Source organism: Pseudomonas sp. GW821-FHT10B02, from assembly GCF_059415665.1.
This window is the reverse complement of the sequence record NZ_JBWKNR010000006.1, coordinates 1-16397: the sequence shown is the minus strand read 5'-3', so window position 1 is coordinate 16397 and position 16397 is coordinate 1. Positions and strand designations below refer to the sequence as shown.

14 protein-coding genes are annotated in these 16397 nt (G+C 63.2%); 4 read left to right on the top strand and 10 right to left on the bottom strand.

Annotated features, from left to right (window positions below):
• Window positions 1-65: 65 nt before the first annotated feature.
• The 6 genes from pepN to AC07OF_RS10985 are packed head-to-tail and all read right to left on the bottom strand — an operon-like array spanning window position 66 to window position 6568.
• Window positions 66-2723 carry an aminopeptidase N gene (pepN, locus tag AC07OF_RS11010; protein WP_157191770.1) on the bottom strand — a complete coding sequence of 886 codons (2658 nt, stop codon included), beginning with the start codon at window positions 2721-2723 and terminating at the stop codon, window positions 66-68.
• Window positions 2724-2736: 13 nt separating this feature from the next.
• A complete protein-coding gene (locus tag AC07OF_RS11005; RefSeq protein WP_157194703.1) occupies window positions 2737-3567 on the bottom strand; it encodes a DUF2797 domain-containing protein in 831 nt (276 codons plus the stop codon).
• Window positions 3564-3824, bottom strand: a complete 261-nt coding sequence (locus tag AC07OF_RS11000) for a YeaC family protein (protein ID WP_038608730.1) — start codon at window positions 3822-3824, stop codon at window positions 3564-3566. The genes AC07OF_RS11005 and AC07OF_RS11000 overlap by 4 nt, the downstream gene beginning before the upstream one ends.
• A gap of 13 nt (window positions 3825-3837) precedes the next feature.
• Window positions 3838-4710 carry a rhomboid family intramembrane serine protease gene (locus AC07OF_RS10995; RefSeq protein ID WP_157191769.1) on the bottom strand — a complete coding sequence of 291 codons (873 nt, stop codon included), beginning with the start codon at window positions 4708-4710 and terminating at the stop codon, window positions 3838-3840.
• Window positions 4707-5678 (bottom strand): metallophosphoesterase, encoded by a 972-nt coding sequence (locus tag AC07OF_RS10990; RefSeq protein ID WP_422415276.1) that lies wholly within the window; start codon window positions 5676-5678, stop codon window positions 4707-4709. Before AC07OF_RS10990 ends, AC07OF_RS10995 begins: the two co-directional genes overlap by 4 nt.
• Window positions 5678-6568, bottom strand: a complete 891-nt coding sequence (locus tag AC07OF_RS10985) for an NAD(+) kinase (RefSeq protein WP_038608722.1) — start codon at window positions 6566-6568, stop codon at window positions 5678-5680. Before AC07OF_RS10985 ends, AC07OF_RS10990 begins: the two co-directional genes overlap by 1 nt.
• 134 nt (window positions 6569-6702) lie before the next feature.
• Between AC07OF_RS10985 and AC07OF_RS10980 the strand changes: the two genes are divergently transcribed.
• Window positions 6703-7644 (top strand): DUF1853 family protein, encoded by a 942-nt coding sequence (locus AC07OF_RS10980; RefSeq protein ID WP_495072881.1) that lies wholly within the window; start codon window positions 6703-6705, stop codon window positions 7642-7644.
• A 59-nt stretch (window positions 7645-7703) separates the two neighbouring features.
• On the opposite strand, the gene AC07OF_RS10975 is transcribed toward AC07OF_RS10980, so the two are convergent.
• Window positions 7704-8990, bottom strand: a complete 1287-nt coding sequence (locus AC07OF_RS10975) for an arsenic transporter (RefSeq protein ID WP_157191767.1) — start codon at window positions 8988-8990, stop codon at window positions 7704-7706.
• A 171-nt stretch (window positions 8991-9161) separates the two neighbouring features.
• Here AC07OF_RS10975 and AC07OF_RS10970 point away from each other — a divergent pair, with 171 nt between their 5' ends.
• Window positions 9162-9710, top strand: coding sequence for a cytochrome b (locus AC07OF_RS10970; RefSeq protein ID WP_038608713.1), 549 nt, complete (start codon window positions 9162-9164; stop codon window positions 9708-9710).
• On the opposite strand, the gene AC07OF_RS10965 is transcribed toward AC07OF_RS10970, so the two are convergent.
• The gene (locus AC07OF_RS10965) at window positions 9707-10603 is read right to left on the bottom strand and encodes a 1-aminocyclopropane-1-carboxylate deaminase/D-cysteine desulfhydrase (protein ID WP_157191766.1); all 897 of its coding nucleotides are present in this window, start codon (window positions 10601-10603) and stop codon (window positions 9707-9709) included. The two genes, AC07OF_RS10970 and AC07OF_RS10965, sit on opposite strands and share 4 nt — an antisense overlap.
• Before the next feature lie 72 nt (window positions 10604-10675).
• A complete protein-coding gene (locus tag AC07OF_RS10960) occupies window positions 10676-12712 on the bottom strand; it encodes an oxidoreductase (RefSeq protein ID WP_495072880.1) in 2037 nt (678 codons plus the stop codon).
• A gap of 192 nt (window positions 12713-12904) precedes the next feature.
• Between AC07OF_RS10960 and AC07OF_RS10955 the strand changes: the two genes are divergently transcribed.
• Together AC07OF_RS10955 and AC07OF_RS10950 are read left to right on the top strand one after the other, a co-directional pair.
• Window positions 12905-14026, top strand: a complete 1122-nt coding sequence (locus AC07OF_RS10955) for a nitrilase-related carbon-nitrogen hydrolase (RefSeq protein WP_157191764.1) — start codon at window positions 12905-12907, stop codon at window positions 14024-14026.
• Between the two features lie 7 nt (window positions 14027-14033).
• Window positions 14034-15074 carry an AraC family transcriptional regulator gene (locus tag AC07OF_RS10950; RefSeq protein ID WP_157191763.1) on the top strand — a complete coding sequence of 347 codons (1041 nt, stop codon included), beginning with the start codon at window positions 14034-14036 and terminating at the stop codon, window positions 15072-15074.
• 215 nt (window positions 15075-15289) lie between these two features.
• Here AC07OF_RS10950 and AC07OF_RS10945 read toward each other — a convergent pair whose 3' ends face one another.
• A complete protein-coding gene (locus AC07OF_RS10945) occupies window positions 15290-16168 on the bottom strand; it encodes a DUF2242 domain-containing protein (RefSeq protein WP_495072879.1) in 879 nt (292 codons plus the stop codon).
• Window positions 16169-16397: the final 229 nt, after the last annotated feature.

Sequence of the window (16397 nt, the reverse complement as noted above, 5' to 3'; positions counted from 1 at the left end):
GCGTAGTGCCCCTGGCCCGGCTACGCCGGGCATCGCCAGCAAGGCTGGCTCCCACAGGCTGTCCATCAAGCCAGGCTCTTGCTCACGACTTCGTACACATCGCTGGACAGCGAACCAGAGGCCAGAATGCGCTCCAGCTCGGCCTTCATCAGCGCCTGACGCGCCGCATCGTACTTGCGCCAGCGGGTCAGCGGCGCCAGCTGGCGCGAGGCGATCTGTGGGTTGAGGGCGTTGAGCTCGATCACCAGGTCCGCCAGGAAGCGATAGCCGGAGCCATCGGCCGCATGGAAGTTGACCAGGTTCTGCCCGGCAAAGGCACCGATCAGAGCACGCACCTTGTTCGGGTTCTTCATCGTGAACGCCGGATGCTGCATCAGCGCCTTGACCCGTGCCAGGCCACCCGGCAGGGTGCTGGCCGCCTGTACGCTGAACCATTGGTCCATGACCAGCGGGTTGTCCTTGAAGTTTTCCGCGAAGACTTCCAGCGCTTTGCCCCGCTCGGCCTCGAACGGCGAGTTGACCAGCACGGCCAGCGCGGTAAGACGCTCGGTCATGTTGTCACAGGCGTCGAATTGCTCCTGGGTCGCAGCCAGTACTTCAGGCTTGCCACTGAGCATCAGGTACGACAGGGCAATGTTCTGCAGGCTGCGACGAGCGAAGTGTTCAGCTGCGGCAACGTACTCGGTTGTCCGCGAGAGGCCGCGGTTGGCCTGGTAACGTGCATTCAAGGCGTCGAACAGCTGATCAGCGATCTGCTTGCGGGCAAACTCACGGGCCGCGTGAATGGCATCGACATCCGCCACTTCGCTGATTTCGGTGAGGTAGGCCTCGCTTGGCAGCGAGAGCATCTCGGCGACCATGGCCTGATCCAGCTGCTCGTTGGCCAGTACTGTGCCCAACGCCGTGACCAGACGCTGGTCGAGCACCAGCGCACTGCCCTGCTGATGCTGGGCGATCAGCTCCTGCAGTACCTGCACCGACAATTGCTGGCCGGCTTCCCAACGGTTGAAGCCGTCGCTGTCATGCTGCATGAGGAACATCAGCTGATCGCGATCGTAAGGGAAGCTCAGCTTCACCGGCGCACTGAAGCCGCGCAACAGCGACGGCAGCGGCTTGGCGGCGACGTCGACGAAGGTGAAGGTCTGCTCGGCCTCGGTCACCGACAGCACCCGCGAGGTGCCCGCAGCCGCCGCTTCACCTTGCAGACGCAGGGCGATGTCGTTGCCTTGGGCATCGAGCAGGCCGAGTTCGACCGGGATCACGAACGGCTTTTTCTCGACCTTGTCCGGGGTCGCCGGGTAGCTCTGGCGGAAGGTCAGGCTGTAGGTCTGCGCAGCGCTGTCATAATGCTCGCTGACCGCCAGACGCGGGGTACCGGCCTGGCTGTACCAGCGCTTGAACTGGGTCAGGTCGACGCCGTTGGCATCTTCCATGGCCTTGATGAAGTCGTCGCAGGTCACGGCCTGGCCGTCATGGCGCTCGAAGTACAGGTCGCTGCCTTTGCGGAAACCTTCGGCCCCCAGCAAAGTACGCACCATGCGCACCACTTCCGAGCCCTTCTCGTAGACGGTCAGGGTGTAGAAGTTGGAGATCTCGATGAAGCTGTCCGGACGCACGGCATGGGCCATGGGGCCGGCATCTTCGGCGAACTGGTGGGTGCGCAGATAGGCCACGTCTTCGATACGCTTGACCGTGCGCGAATTCATGTCGGCACTGAATTCCGAATCGCGGAATACCGTGAAGCCTTCCTTGAGCGACAGCTGGAACCAGTCGCGGCAGGTCACGCGGTTGCCCGACCAGTTGTGGAAGTATTCGTGGGCCACCACCGCCTCGACCCGCTGGTGCGCGGCATCGGTCGCAGTTTCGGCGCGGGCCAGCACGCAACTGGAGTTGAAGATGTTCAGGCCCTTGTTTTCCATGGCGCCCATGTTGAAGTCGTTGACCGCGACGATCATGAAGATGTCCAGGTCGTACTCACGGCCATAGACCTCTTCGTCCCAGCGCATGGACTTCTTCAGGCTGGTCATGGCGTGCTGGCACTTGTCGATGTTTTCCGGCTCGACATAGATGCGCAGGGTCACGTCACGGCCCGACTGGCGGGTGAACTTGTCTTCGACACACCACAGGTCACCGGCCACCAGGGCAAACAGGTAGGCCGGTTTCATGAACGGGTCTTCCCAGGTCGCCCAGTGCCGGCCATCGTCCTGCGGCCCGGTGCCGACCGGGTTGCCGTTGGACAGCAACACCGGATAGCGATGCTGCTCGGCAATCACCGTGGTGGTGAATTTGCTCATCACATCCGGACGATCGAGGTAATAGGTGATCTTGCGGAAGCCCTCGGCCTCGCACTGGGTGCAGAACATGCTGCCGGACTTGTACAGGCCTTCCAGCGCGGTGTTGCTTTCCGGGTGGATCTTCACGCTGGTGTCGAGGGTGAAGGTCGCGGCCTTGGGCTGCACGGTCAGGTGACTGTCGTCGAGCTGGTAGTCGCCAGCGCTCAGGGCCTGATCGTCCAGCGCCACGCTGAGCAGCTCCAGCTGCTGGCCGTCGAGGACCAGCGGCGGCAGGCCAGCGCCACGGGCGGGGTTGCGGCGCATGACCAGCTGCGCGTGGACCAGGCTGTGGTCCTCGAACAGTTCGAAGGTCAGGTGCGTCTCGTCGATCAGGTACTCGGGCGCCTGATAGTCCTTGAGGTAGATCACTTGCGGCTGTTCGGTACGCATGTGGCGGTCCTTTTTACTGATGCACGGCGAGCTGGTACGCCGTGTACTTGCGAATATTGATCACACCGGTATCGAAGATCAGGTACTGGCCCTTGATGCCCAGCAGCGTGCCTTCGGCCACCGGGTTCTTGTCCAGGTTGAAGCTGACGATCTTGCTCGGGTAGGCCTCGACCGGGTAGCGGATTTCCACGACTTCGGCGTCGTTCAGCGGCTGGATGGCCTGCAGGCCGAAGCGCGTCTGCAAGGCACTGAAGCCCTCGGCACAACTGGCGAACAACTGATCGCGCACCGCCAGCAGGTCGACCGCCTCGGCATCGCCCTTGAGCAGCGCCCGCCAGTTGGTACGGTCGGCCACCTGGCTGCGGAACAGGTCTTCGACCAGGCCCGACTGCTGGCGGGTGGCGACCCGCACGATCGGCAAGGCCTGGCTGGCGCCCTGGTCAAGCCAGCGGGTCGGCAGCTGGCTGGCGCGGGTGATGCCGACCTTGATGCCCGAGGAGTTGGCCAGGTACACCACATGATCGGTCATGCAGAACTGCTCGCCCCAGGAAGGTTCACGGCAGGTGCCCTGGTCGTAGTGGCATTTTTCCGGGGCCATGATGCACACATCGCACTGGGCCAGCTTGGTCATGCACGGGTAGCAGTAGCCCTGACTGAAGCTGGTCTTGGTCTTGCGACCGCAGTGACTGCAATGGATGGCACCGAGATATTCCAGGCGCAAGGTCTTGCCGATCAGCGGATTGACCGGCACTTCCTGCTCGCCCAGACGAAAAGCGTACTGCACCACAGGCGCGTCGAGACGCGCCGACATTTTACTGATGGAGCCGCGGCCAAGTTCGATCAATGGATCGCGTCCGACTTGAACAGGATGTTGGCGACCGGTGCCGACTTCGAGCTGCATTCTTGCGGGCCCATGTAACCGGTACGCTGCTCTTCCGGCAGGTTCTGCATCTCCCAGGCGATCACCGCCTGCAGCGACAGTTCTTTCTGCTCGGTGGTGAGCTTGCGCCCATCCGCCCATTTGCCCAGTTCCACGGCCAGTTTCAGGCTCTCGTAGATTTCCGGGGTGATGTTCTCGATCATTTGCGCAAAAGTGGACATAGCGTCTCCCAAATCAAGCCGTAAGTTTACGCCGGGCCAGCGCCCCGCCCAAGAGCCCGCTGAGGCAACCGACCAACAACCCGCCGACGTGGGCGGCGTTGGCGATCTGACCGAAGCCCAGCAGGCTGACCAGTCCGGACAGGCACAGCAGCAGCCAGACCAGCATCATTACCAGGACCCCACGCGGCATGCGATAGACCGGGTTGGGCGCCAGCCACTGGTACAGCCAGACGTGCCCGAGCAAGCCGTAAAGCACCCCCGACAGGCCACCGAACAGGCTCGGCCCGCCGAACAGGTACTGCGCGGCATTGGATACCAGGCTGAACAGCAAGGTCAGGCTGAGCAGCGACCAGGGCCCCTGGCGCAGCTCGATACGCCGGCCCAATTCCCAGTACCACAAGGCGTTCATGGCCAGGTGGAGAATGCCGAAATGCACCAGCATCGGCGTGAACAGGCGCCACCATTGGCCGTCGGCCAGGCTCGCGGCCAGCGGCGTGAAGTACAGGTAGTCGCCCTGTACGCGAAAATCGAGAAAGGTCAGCCAGCTCAGGGTGGCAAAGTTGTCGCCAAGACCGGTCAGGCCGGCGACGATCAGGCACAGCAACAACACCACTGCCGTGGCCTTGCTGGCGCGCAACTGTTCGGCGAGGCCCGGCCGCGCAGGCGGCTTCAGGGCGGCCTCGGCAGGCAGCTGGAAGTCGGCATCGCCCTCGGGAAAGCGCTGGTACAGCTCGCGCACATCCTCAGCGAGGTTTTCCGCCACCCACAGCACTTGGTCACCGCCCTCCTCGCTGACCCGGTGCGGCACCTGCAAACGCCGCAGCAGGCCGACAAAGCCGCTGAGGTCGGTGTTCAAAGGCATGCGTAACACCACCACTGCAGTCATTGGTTGGCCTCCGGCCGGTCGACATCAACCCAGACGAATTTGCGCGGGTCGATCCGGGTTTCATCATCAAGACGGTAAGCGACCAGTTTGCCGTACAGCACCGCACTGTAATCCAGGCAGGCCAGGTTGGAACGGATCGGTGCCGGTTTGCCGCTGCGCCAGTAGTGGCCGACGAACAGCATCGGCTCGTCTTCGCCGTAGCGCAGCAAGGCATTCTTCTGGCTGTGGCTCAATGGCGTACTGGCAACTTTTTCGGGCAAGGCGTCGGGCTGGAAGACGATATCGCCGTAGGTCTGCGGGTCCTCTTCCCAGAACTTGGTACGGAAGAAGGCGCGGGTCAGGCCGTCGCCGCCGGTCAGGGTCAGACCATCCGGCAGGCGCATGTCGGTGCCGCGCAGCAAGCGGTTGCAGACCGTCGCGGCAAAACTGTCGGACACCCCTGAGGCCTGGATGAAATGCTCATCGATGCAACCGTCGGGGTGTTGCTGGCGTAATGCATCGATCAGCCGATGGTCCCAGCAGGCGTGGACCAGGCGGAAGCGCCCGGCGTCGAGAAACAGCGGCAACTCGTAGAACCATTCGAGGAAGTCATGCCAGTCCCCCGGATGCTGCTCGAACTGGGTCAGGGTTTCGTAGATCAGCCGACCGTGGCGCGGGTTGTGTTCACGCACGAACTGCTTGCCCGTCTCGGGCAAGGCCGGGGTGTTCCAGCCCAGAGCGTTGTACTCATGATTGCCCATGATGCAGCGGGCCTGGCCGGCATCGACCATGTCGTGGACGATGTGCAGCGCCTCGCGAATCCGCGGGCCACGGTCGATGATGTCGCCAAGGAACAGCGCCTGGCGCTGGGCATGGCGCCAGACCCCGCCCTGGCGTTTGTAGCCGAGGGTATCGAGCAGGCGTTCGAGGGTGTGCGCACAGCCGTGCACGTCACCAATCAGGTCGTAACTACGGGCTGGATCGAGCATCACTCGCCTCCACCACCCAGGCGGCTGCCCCAACCGAGTTTGGTCCGGCAGACCTCGTAATAATTGTGATCCAGCGGGTGGATCAGGCGCAGTTTCTGCGACTTCTTGTTCACCGTGATGGTGTCGCCGGGAGCGCAGGTGAAGTGGTTCTGACCGTCACAGGAAATCTGCGGGTAGATCTGCAGGTCCTTGGACACCACGATCTTCAGCTCACTGTTGCCGTCGACCACAATCGGCCGCCCGGACAGGGTGTGCGGGTACATCGGCACAATCACGATGGCATCGAGTTTCGGGTGCATGATCGGCCCGCCCGCCGACAGCGCATAGGCAGTCGAACCGGTCGGGGTGGCGACGATCAGACCGTCGGCTTTCTGGCTGCAAACAAACTGGCCATCGATGTAGATCTCGAATTCGATCATCCGCGTCGACTTGCCCGGGTGCAGCACCACGTCGTTGAGCGCGTCGCCCTGGCCGATGGCTTCGGCATGCCGGCGTACTTCGGCCTGGAGCAGGAAGCGGTTTTCCACCAGGTAATGGCCGTCGAGCACTTCGGCGACCTTTACTTCCAGCTCGTCCGGGCGGATATCGGTGAGAAAGCCCAGGCTGCCACGGTTGATGCCCAGCACCGGTGTGTTGTGCTTGGCCAGCGCCCGGGCGGCGCCGAGCAGGCTGCCATCGCCGCCAACGACGATGACCAGGTCACAGACCTCACCCAGCAGCTTGCGCGAAGAGGTCTGCAGGCCGTGGCCGGGCAGGACTTCAGCGATCGTGTCTTCAAGGATGACGTGCAGATGCCGTTCCAGCAGGAATTTTTTCAGTCGGCGAATAGTATCGAGCACCTGCGAGCTACCGAGGCGGCCGATGATACCGATATTGCGAAATTGCTCCATGGGGCTCCTGCTAGGCGCTACAGCGGGTAAAGAGGCGGGACTCGCCAAAGAGTCGATTATGGGCGAAAGCGCCGGGTAGCGGCAAACACTGGAGAAAATCGCCAAGGCCGGGGGCTTAGGGCTATGCTCGCTGGATGAACCCTTTTCCCGGCCTGATCGACCTGCCCCGCCAGTTGCGCCAGCCTCAGGTGCGCGACCTGGCCTGGGTCATCCTCGCGCCGCCGATGCTGCGCGACACGCCCTGGCCCCAGCGTCATCCGCTGGCTGCCAGTGACTGGATTGCGCACCCCGAACAGCTGCAGCAATGGCTGTGTGCCCTGGACAGCGACAGCCGTGCGCTGGATCACTGGCTCGCGCAGACCGCGACCCGGCGCCTGGGCCTGTACTACGAACGTCTCTGGCAGTTTGCCCTGCAGCAGGCGCCTGGCGTGGAGTTGCTGGCCGCCAATCTACCGATCCGCACGGGCGGCCACACCCTGGGCGAGCTGGATATCCTGCTGCGCGATGCTGAAGGCGTGCATCACCAGGAACTGGCCATCAAGCTCTACCTGGGGCCACCGGGCGGCGATGGCAAGGACCCGGCGCACTGGCTGGGTCCGGGCTGCCACGACCGCCTGGACCGCAAGCTTGCGCACCTGGCCGATCACCAGCTGCCGATTTCCGCCCGGGCTGAAAGCCGCGAGGCCCTGGCGGCACTGGATATCGAGCAGTTCAGTGCCCAGCTCTGGCTTGCCGGCTACCTGTTCTATCCCTGGCCCGGGCATGCCGATTCGCCCGAGGGCTCACACCCGCGGCACCTGCGCGGGCAATGGTTGCATCAGCGCGACTGGCCAGCCTTTGTCGAACTCAATCCCGGCTGCTGGCAACCATTGCCGCGCCAGGCCTGGCTGGCGTCAGCACGCTGTGTAGCTGAGGAGCGTTGGCACCAGGAACGCTTTAGTGCCTGGTTGCAGGGGCTGGATCCGCTGGCACCGGCGCAGCTGCTGGTGCGTTTGGTGGAAGGTCTGGACGGGGACTGGGAGGAAGCGCAGCGGGTGTTTCTGGTGGCCGATGTGTGGCCGAATTTACCGGGGTGACCAGGGTGCGCCTGCTACGCAGGCGATCGCCGGCAAGGCCGGCTCCCACAGGTCTGGCGCTAGCCCAGAGTTAGCCGCAGCGCCAACGCCGCCAAGGTCAGCAACAACACCGGCACAGTTAGCACAATCCCGACCTTGAAGTAGTAGCCCCAACCAATCTTCACCCCCTTGCGCTCCAGCACATGCAGCCACAGCAAGGTGGCCAGGCTGCCGATTGGGGTGATTTTCGGCCCCAGGTCGCTGCCGATCACGTTGGCGTAGATCATCGCTTCCTTGACCACACCGCTGGCGGAACTGGCGTCAATCGACAGGGCGCCAATCAGCACGGTCGGCAAGTTGTTCATCACCGACGACAGCAACGCCGCCAGCAACCCAGTACCCATGGCGGCGCCCCACACCCCGCCTGCTGCGAAATCATCGAGCCAGCCGGCCAGGTAATCGGTCAATCCCGCGTTGCGCAAGCCGTAGACCACCAGGTACATGCCCAAGGAGAACACCACGATGTGCCAGGGCGCCTCTTTGAGCACCTTGCGTGTGGATATCTTGTGCCCGCGTGCGGCCACCAGCAGCAGTACGGCGGCACACACCGCCGAGATCGCACTGATGGGAATACCCAGCGGCTCCAGGGCAAAGCAGCCGATCAACAGGATCGCCAGCACCAGCCAGCCGGCAACGAAGGTCGCCGGGTCCTGCACCACGCTACGCGGGCGGTCCAGTTGCAGCGGGTCGTAGTCGGCCGGGATGTCGCGGCGGAAATACCACAGCAGCACCGCCAGGGTCGCCGCCACGCTGACCAGGTTGACCGGCAGCATCACCGCGGCGTAGCGGTTGAAACCGATGCCGAAGAAGTCGGCCGAGACGATGTTGACCAGGTTCGACACCACCAGCGGCAAGCTTGCAGTGTCGGCGATGAAACCTGCAGCCATGACAAACGCCAGGGTCGCCGCCGGGCTGAAGCGCAAGGCCAGGAGCATGGCCACCACAATCGGCGTGAGGATCAGCGCTGCGCCGTCGTTGGCGAACAGCGCCGAAACCAGCGCCCCGAGCAGCACGATGTAACAGAACAACCGACGCCCGCTGCCGCGCCCCCAGCGCGCCACATGCAGCGCCGCCCAAGCGAAGAAACCGGCGGCATCGAGCAACAGGCTGATGATGATCAGGGCAATGAAGGTGCCGGTGGCGTTCCAGATGATCTGCCAGACCACCGGGATATCACCCCACTGCACCACACCGCTGAGCAATGCCAGCACCGCACCGCCAGTAGCACTCCAGCCAACCCCCAGGCCGCGGGGCTGCCAGATCACCAGAGTAATGGTCAGGAGGAAAATCAGTGACGCCATCAACATTACACAGGCCTTGAAAACGAATAAGTGGGCGAAACGGCGGATTCTAGCGACAGATCAATGCGGCGTTGGCAATTTTTTGTTGCAATAAGCGAGTAATCGGCTATCCAGCGATTACAGTGATGTCACTGCGCCAGAAGAGCGCGGATCCAGACCTGATCACGAGGAATGACCATGACCCTGAAGACTCCCCCGGCCCGCTATGGCGGCCTGTCGATTACCTTGCACTGGTTGATGCTGGTGCTGTTGGCGGCGGTGTATGCCCTGATCGAACTGCGCGGCCTGTTCCCCAAGGACAGCGTCGAGCGCAACCTGATGAAAGATCTGCACTTCATGCTCGGCCTGACAGTGTTCGTGCTGGTCTGGCTACGCCTGGCCCTGCGCCTGAGCCGCCCGACGCCGCCCATCGTCCCTGCCCCTCCAGCCTGGCAGACCGGCCTTGCGCACCTGATGCACCTGGCCCTGTATCTGTTGATGATCGGCCTGCCGATTGCCGGCTGGCTGATTCTCAGCGCGGCCAACAAACCGATTCCGTTCTATGGCTTCGAACTGCCAGCCCTGATCGCCCCGGATCCGGACATGGCCAAGTTCATCAAGGGCTGGCACGAGCGCATCGGCAGCTGGGGTTACTGGCTGATCGGCCTGCATGCCCTGGCCGGGCTCTACCATCACTATGTTCAGCGTGATAACACCCTGGTGCGCATGCTGCCACGTAGCAACTAGGCAAAACCGCGGCGGCCCTGAAGGCCGCCGCTGTGCAGAAAGATCAAGCGTGTGCCGGGGGCAAAAGCACCGGCTTCAACCTGCTCGCGCAGCGCCAGCAGCGCCTTGCCGGTGTACAGCGGCTCCAGCGGCACGCCGGACTCGGCCTCGCAGGCATTGATAAACGCCAGCAACGCTTCATCAACCTTGGCAAAGCCGCCGCGACTGGCTTCGTACAAACGGTATCCACTGTCCCCGGCCAGGGCCCGGAGCTGCGCGGGCACGCCATGGTCCAGCGGTACCGCCAAAGCGCCATGGACCTGATGAGCACCACCTTCAGCCAGTACCAGCCCCGCTAACGTGGTGCCGGTTCCCGCCGCCAGCCACCAAGCGTCGTAGTCCGCCCAACCCAGGCTCGCCAACTGTGCCCGGGCCTGCTCGACGATCAACGCACAGCCTTTGACGCCCAGCGGGCCGCCACCGCCTTCGGGCACGCAGTGCCAGCCCGGGTACTGCACCTGCCAGGGCTGCCAGAAGTCCGGCTGATGCCGCGCCCGATAGCCGGCGTAACCCAACCAGTGCAGGTGCATACCGAAGGCTTGCAGGTCGCGAACGGTGGCGGTGTCCTGAAAATGACCACGCAACAGGCCTGCCGTGGCAAAGCCGAAGCGCTTGCCAGCTGCGGCCAAGGCGTGCAGGTGATTGGAGTGCGCACCGCCCAGGCTGATGATGCCGGGGGCTTGTACTTGCCTGGCCAGACGCAGGTGCTCAAGCAGCTTGAACCACTTGTTGCCGCTGATCAGCGGGTCGATCAGGTCCAGGCGCAGCACCGCCAGCTCGACGCCGAACGGACGCAGCCAGCTCAGAGCCAGGTGCTGCAGGGGGGCGTTGGGAAGCGTGTCAAAACCGGTCATGTACAGATCACTGCCGCAGGGAAGCGGCAGTTTAACAGCGCGGCGGGGCAAACACCCCGCCGCGCAAAGCACTCAGAGCTCGGCAGCCAGGCGCGAGCCCTGGTTGATCGCCCGCTTGGCATCCAGCTCGGCGGCCACGTCGGCGCCACCGATCAGGTGCACCGACTGGCCTGCGGCCAGCAGCCCATCCTGGAGCTCACGCAGCGGGTCCTGACCGGCACAGATCACCACGTTATCGACGGGCAATACCTGCGGCTCGCCCTCGGCGATGCGAATATGCAAGCCAGCGTCGTCGATGTTCAGGTACTCGACACTGTTGAGCATCTGCACCTGCTTGTTCTTCAAACCCGTCCGGTGAATCCAGCCAGTGGTCTTGCCCAGGCCATCGCCGACCTTGGATTTCTTGCGCTGCAGCAGGAACACCTGACGCGCCGGGGCATGCGGTTCGGGCTTGATTCCGGCCACGCCACCGCGGGCTTGCAGCGCGGTATCGATACCCCACTCCTTCCAGAACGCTTCGCGGTCCAGGCTGGTGGCCTTGCCCTGGTGCACCAGGAATTCCGAGACGTCAAAGCCGATACCGCCCGCACCGATCACCGCGACCTTCTGACCCACCGGTTTGCGCTCAAGCAGCACATCCAGATAACTCAGCACCTTGCTGTGCTCGATCCCCGGAATCGCCGGCAGACGCGGAGCGATACCGGTGGCCAGGATGATCTCGTCATAACCGCCCGCCGCCAGTTGCTCGACATCGACGCGCGTGTTCAGGCACAGCTCGACACCGGTGGTCTGCAGCTTGCGTTTGAAGTAACGCAGGGTTTCGTAGAACTCTTCTTTGCCCGGCACGCGCTTGGCCACGTTGAACTGACCACCGATCTCGCTGGCCGAGTCGAACAGCGTCACCTTATGGCCGCGTTCAGCAGCCACCGTGGCGGCGGCAAGCCCGGCAGGACCGGCACCGACCACGGCGATCTGCTTGACCTGGGTGACCGGCAGGTAATTGAGCTCGGTTTCATGACAGGCCCGCGGGTTGACCAGGCAACTGGTCAGCTTGCCGCCGAAGGTGTGGTCCAGGCAGGCCTGGTTGCAACCGATGCAGGTGTTGATCTCGTCGCCCCGCCCGGCCGCCGCCTTGTTGACAAATTCAGGGTCGGCAAGGAACGGACGCGCCATGGAGACCATGTCGGCATCGCCCTCGGCGAGGATCTGCTCGGCCACTTCCGGCGTATTGATGCGGTTGGTGGTGATCAACGGGATCTGCACCGCGCCACGCAGCTTGGCCGTGACCTTGCTGAACGCCGCCCGTGGCACCTTGGTGGCGATGGTTGGAATCCGTGCCTCATGCCAGCCGATACCGGTGTTGATGATCGTTGCGCCGGCTTTCTCGATCGCCTGGGCCAACTGCACGATCTCTTCCCAGTTGCTGCCGCCTTCGATCAGGTCGAGCATCGACAGACGGAAGATGATGATGAAATTCGGGCCGACGGCTTCACGCACACGGGTAACGATTTCCACCGCCAGGCGCATGCGGTTTTCGTAGCTGCCACCCCAGCGGTCGGTGCGCTGGTTGGTGTGGGCGGCGAGGAACTGATTGATGAAGTAACCTTCCGAGCCCATGATCTCGACACCGTCGTACTCGGCGCTTTGTGCCAGCAGCGAGCAATTGACGAAGTCCTGGATCTGCTTCTCGATACCCTCTTCGTCCAGCTCATGCGGCTTGAATGGGTTGATCGGCGCCTGGATGGCGCTTGGCGCCACCGACTTTGGGCTGTAGGCATAACGACCGGCGTGGAGGATCTGCATGCAGATCTTGCCACCGGCCTCATGTACGGCCTTGGTAACGATGCGGTGTTTATCGGCTTCTTCCGGCGTGCTCAGCTTGGCGGCGCCGGAATACACCCCGCCCTCCACGTTCGGTCCGATACCGCCGGTGACCATCAGGCCGACGCCGCCACGGGCGCGCTCGGCAAAATAGGCGGCCATGCGCTCGAAACCACCTGGCTTTTCTTCCAGGCCGGTATGCATCGAGCCCATCAGGGTGCGGTTGCGCAGGGTGGTGAACCCCAGGTCCAGCGGGGCGAGCAGGTGCGGGTAATGAGCAGCAGCCATAGTGAACTCCACAACAGGCGTAATCACGGGATGCGGGCGCCTCGCACGGATGGCGGGGCCCGTCGGTTATCTGTGGCCGACATTAAAGAGCCAGCCGCGATGGCTCAATGACCGAAAGTGACAAGTTATTGATCCTACTGCACCCGAGGTCTACCCTTAGCGCTGAATCCCTTGCTGGCGCTGTGCTGTTTCATGCGAAAACTTCTGTTGAGCGCCCTGGCGCTGGTTGTCATTGCTGCGTTGTGCGGCTACGGGTTCTGGACCGGGCAACGACCGACCGGGCATTACCTGTCGGACCTGCGCATCGAGCTGGCCCTGAGCGAAGGCGTTCCCGCCGACCATGGCAACCTGCTGGGGGTCGAGCCGCAGCTGTACCCCAGTGACTACCAGAACCTGCAACGCCTGCACCGCAAGCTGGCCGCCTATCTGCAGCAGGCGCGCAGCCAGGGCCTGATCAACGCCCGGACCATCGTCATCCTGCCTGAGCATATCGGCACCTGGCTCTGGGCCCGGGGCGAAAAGAACGAGCTGTACCAGGTCACCCAGCGTCGCGAAGCCTGGCAATGGCTGGAGCTGAGCAACCCGATCAGCTACGGTCTGGCCATGCTCGGCGCCGAAGGTGATGACCGTCGCGCCGATGCCCACCTGCGCATGAAGGCGCAGCAGATGGCCAGCGACTACCAGCAACTGTTCGGCGGCCTGGCCAGGGAATTCGGCGTGACCCTGGTGGCGGGCTCGATTGTCCTGCCCTCCCCTTATGTCGAGCGCGGTACCCTCAAAGTCGGCTCAGGCGCCCTGTACAACAGCAGCCTGGTGTTTGCCGGCGACGGCTCGGTACTCGGCCAGCCCCAGCGCCAGCAACACCCGGACAGTGAAGTGCGCCGCTACATCGACAGCGGCATCGATCAGCCGCCGCAAGTCCTGCAGACCCCGGCCGGACGCCTGGGCGTGCTGATCGGCAGCGACAGCTGGTACCCGAGCAATCAGCAACAACTGGCTAACCAGTCGGCGCAGTTCATCGCCAACCCAGCGTTTCTGGGTGGTAAAGACAGCTGGAATGCACCCTGGCGCGGCAACCGCCATCAACCGCTGGCGGCTTCACTGCCGTTCAAGCCCGGCGAAATCAGTGAAGCCCAGGCCTGGCAACAACTGACCCTGAAGGCCAACCCCGGCGACATGAGCAGCATGAGCGTGTTCCTGCGCGGGCGTTTCTGGGATGTGGTCGCCGATGGCCAGGGCTTTGCCAACCGCGCCGGCCTCAACCTGAACGGCAACCGCACTTCAGGTGCGCGTCTGCTGAACCTGTGGCTGTAGGTCGGCCATGAACCGCCCGCGGATGCGTCTGGGTGATCTCTCAGTCGGTTTTATCCAGCCCCTGAGTGAAATCCTGCAGCAACGCGGGATCGAGCCTACAGCGCTGCTGGAGCGCTACGGCCTGGACTCTGCACGCCTGGCCGAAGCGGGTGCGCGCTTGTCCATCCCGCGTTACATGCACCTGGGCCATGCCGCCATCGAACTGACCGCTGACCCTGCCCTGGGTCTGCACATGGGTTGCATCAGCCGCCTCAGCCAGGCAGGCCTGGCCGGCGTCACTGCGGCCCAGGCGCCCACTGTCGGCGAAGCAGCGCGCACCTTGCTGCGCTTCGAGCCGTTGTACGCCGCCAACTACCGTGGCCATTCGAGCTTCCATGCCGACAGCGGCGGTGCCTGGCTGCGTTTCTACTCGATCAGCCCCTACAACGCCTACAACCGCTTCGTGGTCGATTCACTGCTGTCCGGCTGGCTCGCGCAGTTGTCGAGCCTGGCCGGCGTGAAGCTGGTGGCCGAACGGATGGAGATCGAATTCGAGGCCCCCGCCTATGCCGCCCACTACCAGACGCTGTGCAGCACCCCGGTGCAGTTTGGCGCGCAGACCAACCAGTTACGCCTGAGCCAGGCAAGCCTTGCCCTGCGCAATCCGGCGCACTGCCCCAGCACCTGGCAGCATCTGTTGAAGTTATGTGAGGCGGAACTTGAGCAACGCACGCGAATCCGCAGCCTGGGCGAACGCATCGCCCATTTGCTCGGACCGCTGCTCAATGGCGGCCGGGAACCGGATCTGGAGGAAGTGGCGCGGCACCTGCAACTGCCGACCTGGACCTTGCGGCGCAAGCTGGCCGAGGAAGGCACGCAGTTTCGCGCCATCCTCAACGATACCCGCCGCGACCTGGCCATGGCCTATATCCGTGATACGGAACTGGCCTTTGGCGAGATCGCCTATCTGCTCGGGTTTGCTTCGGCCGAGGCCTTTCAGCGCGCGTTCAAGCGCTGGAACAGCATGACCCCGGGTGAGTTTCGCCGTAGCCAGCGGCTTACTGGCTGAAACTACAGCTCGGTGGCGTCTTCGGCAGGCTCGGGTGGATCGAGTTCAAAGGCGCGGTATTCGAGTAGTTCTTCTTGATAGTCGTCCATCGTCTGCTCCGTCGTTTCTCATTCATTTCATTGATTCGTCATCGAGCCTAAAGTGCCGCGATGAAAGAAAAATGACAATGACGCTTATCAAAACAACGTAGCAGCAGTTGGAAAAATTATCCGCCCTTACTGCGGCGCCTGCTCAGGGCTGCTGACAGGCGCTGCCGGCGCCACGCTCGATACCGGTTCAGCGGCTGCAGGCGCAGGCTGCTCGGCATTGATCGGCGTCGCCTCGACCGGTGGTGGAACCGGCTTGGAACCCTTGCTGTCGTCGACCACAGGCGCCGATACGGCTTCGACAACCGGTACCTGCTGGGCTGGCGCCGGAGCCGGCTCAACCGCCGCAGGTGCTGGCGCAGGCGCAGCTGCTTCGGCCGGAGCCAGGGCAGCAGGTGCTGGCAGCGGAGTACTTTCAGGAATCCCCAGCGCTGGCGCAGGCGTCTCTTGCGGCTTTTTCAGCGAGGCCTTTTTCTTCTGTTCCTTGGGCAGGAAGCTTTCGACCAGGGCGAAGTAACGCTCGTAGAACTTGGCCGAGGTCACGGTCTCGCTGGCCACCTTGACCATCGAATCGTCGGTGGAGCCAATCGGCATCGACAGCGACCCCAGCACGCCCACACCGACGCTGGCCGAGGTATTGGATTTTTTCAGCGCGTAACGGTCCTGCAAGGCGTTGGCAAACATGGTCGAGCGCTGCTCGTCGCCGCTGTCGCGGGCACAGACCACGTTGAAGCTGATCTGCAGGTGCGACTCGCCGGTCTGCTGAAAGCTCTTGTTGCCATTGACCTGACCGGCATCGCTGCTGGTGATGATGTATCCCTGGCTGAGCAAGGCACGCCGGGCCGCTTCACAGGTACTGGCCTCGCTGACCGGGAAGCTGCGCGAATAGGTACCCGAGTCGTCGAAATTCTCGTGTTCGTAGATGGCAGCTTTCTTCGAAGAACAGCCGGAAACACCCGCCAGCACCAGGGCCAGCCCGAGCGCACTGAAGACGGTTGACTTTGACATTGCAAATCCTGAGTAAAACGATCGGTGCCTATTGTGCAACACATCGGCGGATCACTGAAACCGTAGCCGGGAAATCACCACAGAAAATTCATCGGTGGAGCAAATGACAAGCACAAAAAAAGCGACCCTTGGGTCGCTTTCTTTGTGACTTCAATATGGCGCAGCGGACGGGACTCGAACCCGCGACCCCCGGCGTGACAGGCCGGTATTCTAACCGACTGAACTACCG

Bases quoted from the DNA above. Each gene is read 5' to 3' on its own strand.
- AC07OF_RS10980 (WP_495072881.1), top strand. From the start codon at position 6,703: ATGAACCCTTTTCCCGGCCTGATCGACCTGCCCCGCCAGTTGCGCCAG.
- AC07OF_RS10965 (WP_157191766.1), bottom strand. From the start codon at position 10,603: ATGACCGGTTTTGACACGCTTCCCAACGCCCCCCTGCAGCACCTGGCT.
- AC07OF_RS10995 (WP_157191769.1), bottom strand. From the start codon at position 4,710: ATGACTGCAGTGGTGGTGTTACGCATGCCTTTGAACACCGACCTCAGC.
- AC07OF_RS10975 (WP_157191767.1), bottom strand. From the start codon at position 8,990: ATGTTGATGGCGTCACTGATTTTCCTCCTGACCATTACTCTGGTGATC.
- AC07OF_RS10990 (WP_422415276.1), bottom strand. From the start codon at position 5,678: ATGCTCGATCCAGCCCGTAGTTACGACCTGATTGGTGACGTGCACGGC.
- AC07OF_RS10955 (WP_157191764.1), top strand. From the start codon at position 12,905: ATGCGAAAACTTCTGTTGAGCGCCCTGGCGCTGGTTGTCATTGCTGCG.
- pepN (WP_157191770.1), bottom strand. From the start codon at position 2,723: ATGCGTACCGAACAGCCGCAAGTGATCTACCTCAAGGACTATCAGGCG.
- AC07OF_RS11000 (WP_038608730.1), bottom strand. From the start codon at position 3,824: ATGTCCACTTTTGCGCAAATGATCGAGAACATCACCCCGGAAATCTAC.
- AC07OF_RS10970 (WP_038608713.1), top strand. From the start codon at position 9,162: ATGACCCTGAAGACTCCCCCGGCCCGCTATGGCGGCCTGTCGATTACC.
- AC07OF_RS10985 (WP_038608722.1), bottom strand. From the start codon at position 6,568: ATGGAGCAATTTCGCAATATCGGTATCATCGGCCGCCTCGGTAGCTCG.
- AC07OF_RS10950 (WP_157191763.1), top strand. From the start codon at position 14,034: ATGAACCGCCCGCGGATGCGTCTGGGTGATCTCTCAGTCGGTTTTATC.
- AC07OF_RS10960 (WP_495072880.1), bottom strand. From the start codon at position 12,712: ATGGCTGCTGCTCATTACCCGCACCTGCTCGCCCCGCTGGACCTGGGG.
- AC07OF_RS10945 (WP_495072879.1), bottom strand. From the start codon at position 16,168: ATGTCAAAGTCAACCGTCTTCAGTGCGCTCGGGCTGGCCCTGGTGCTG.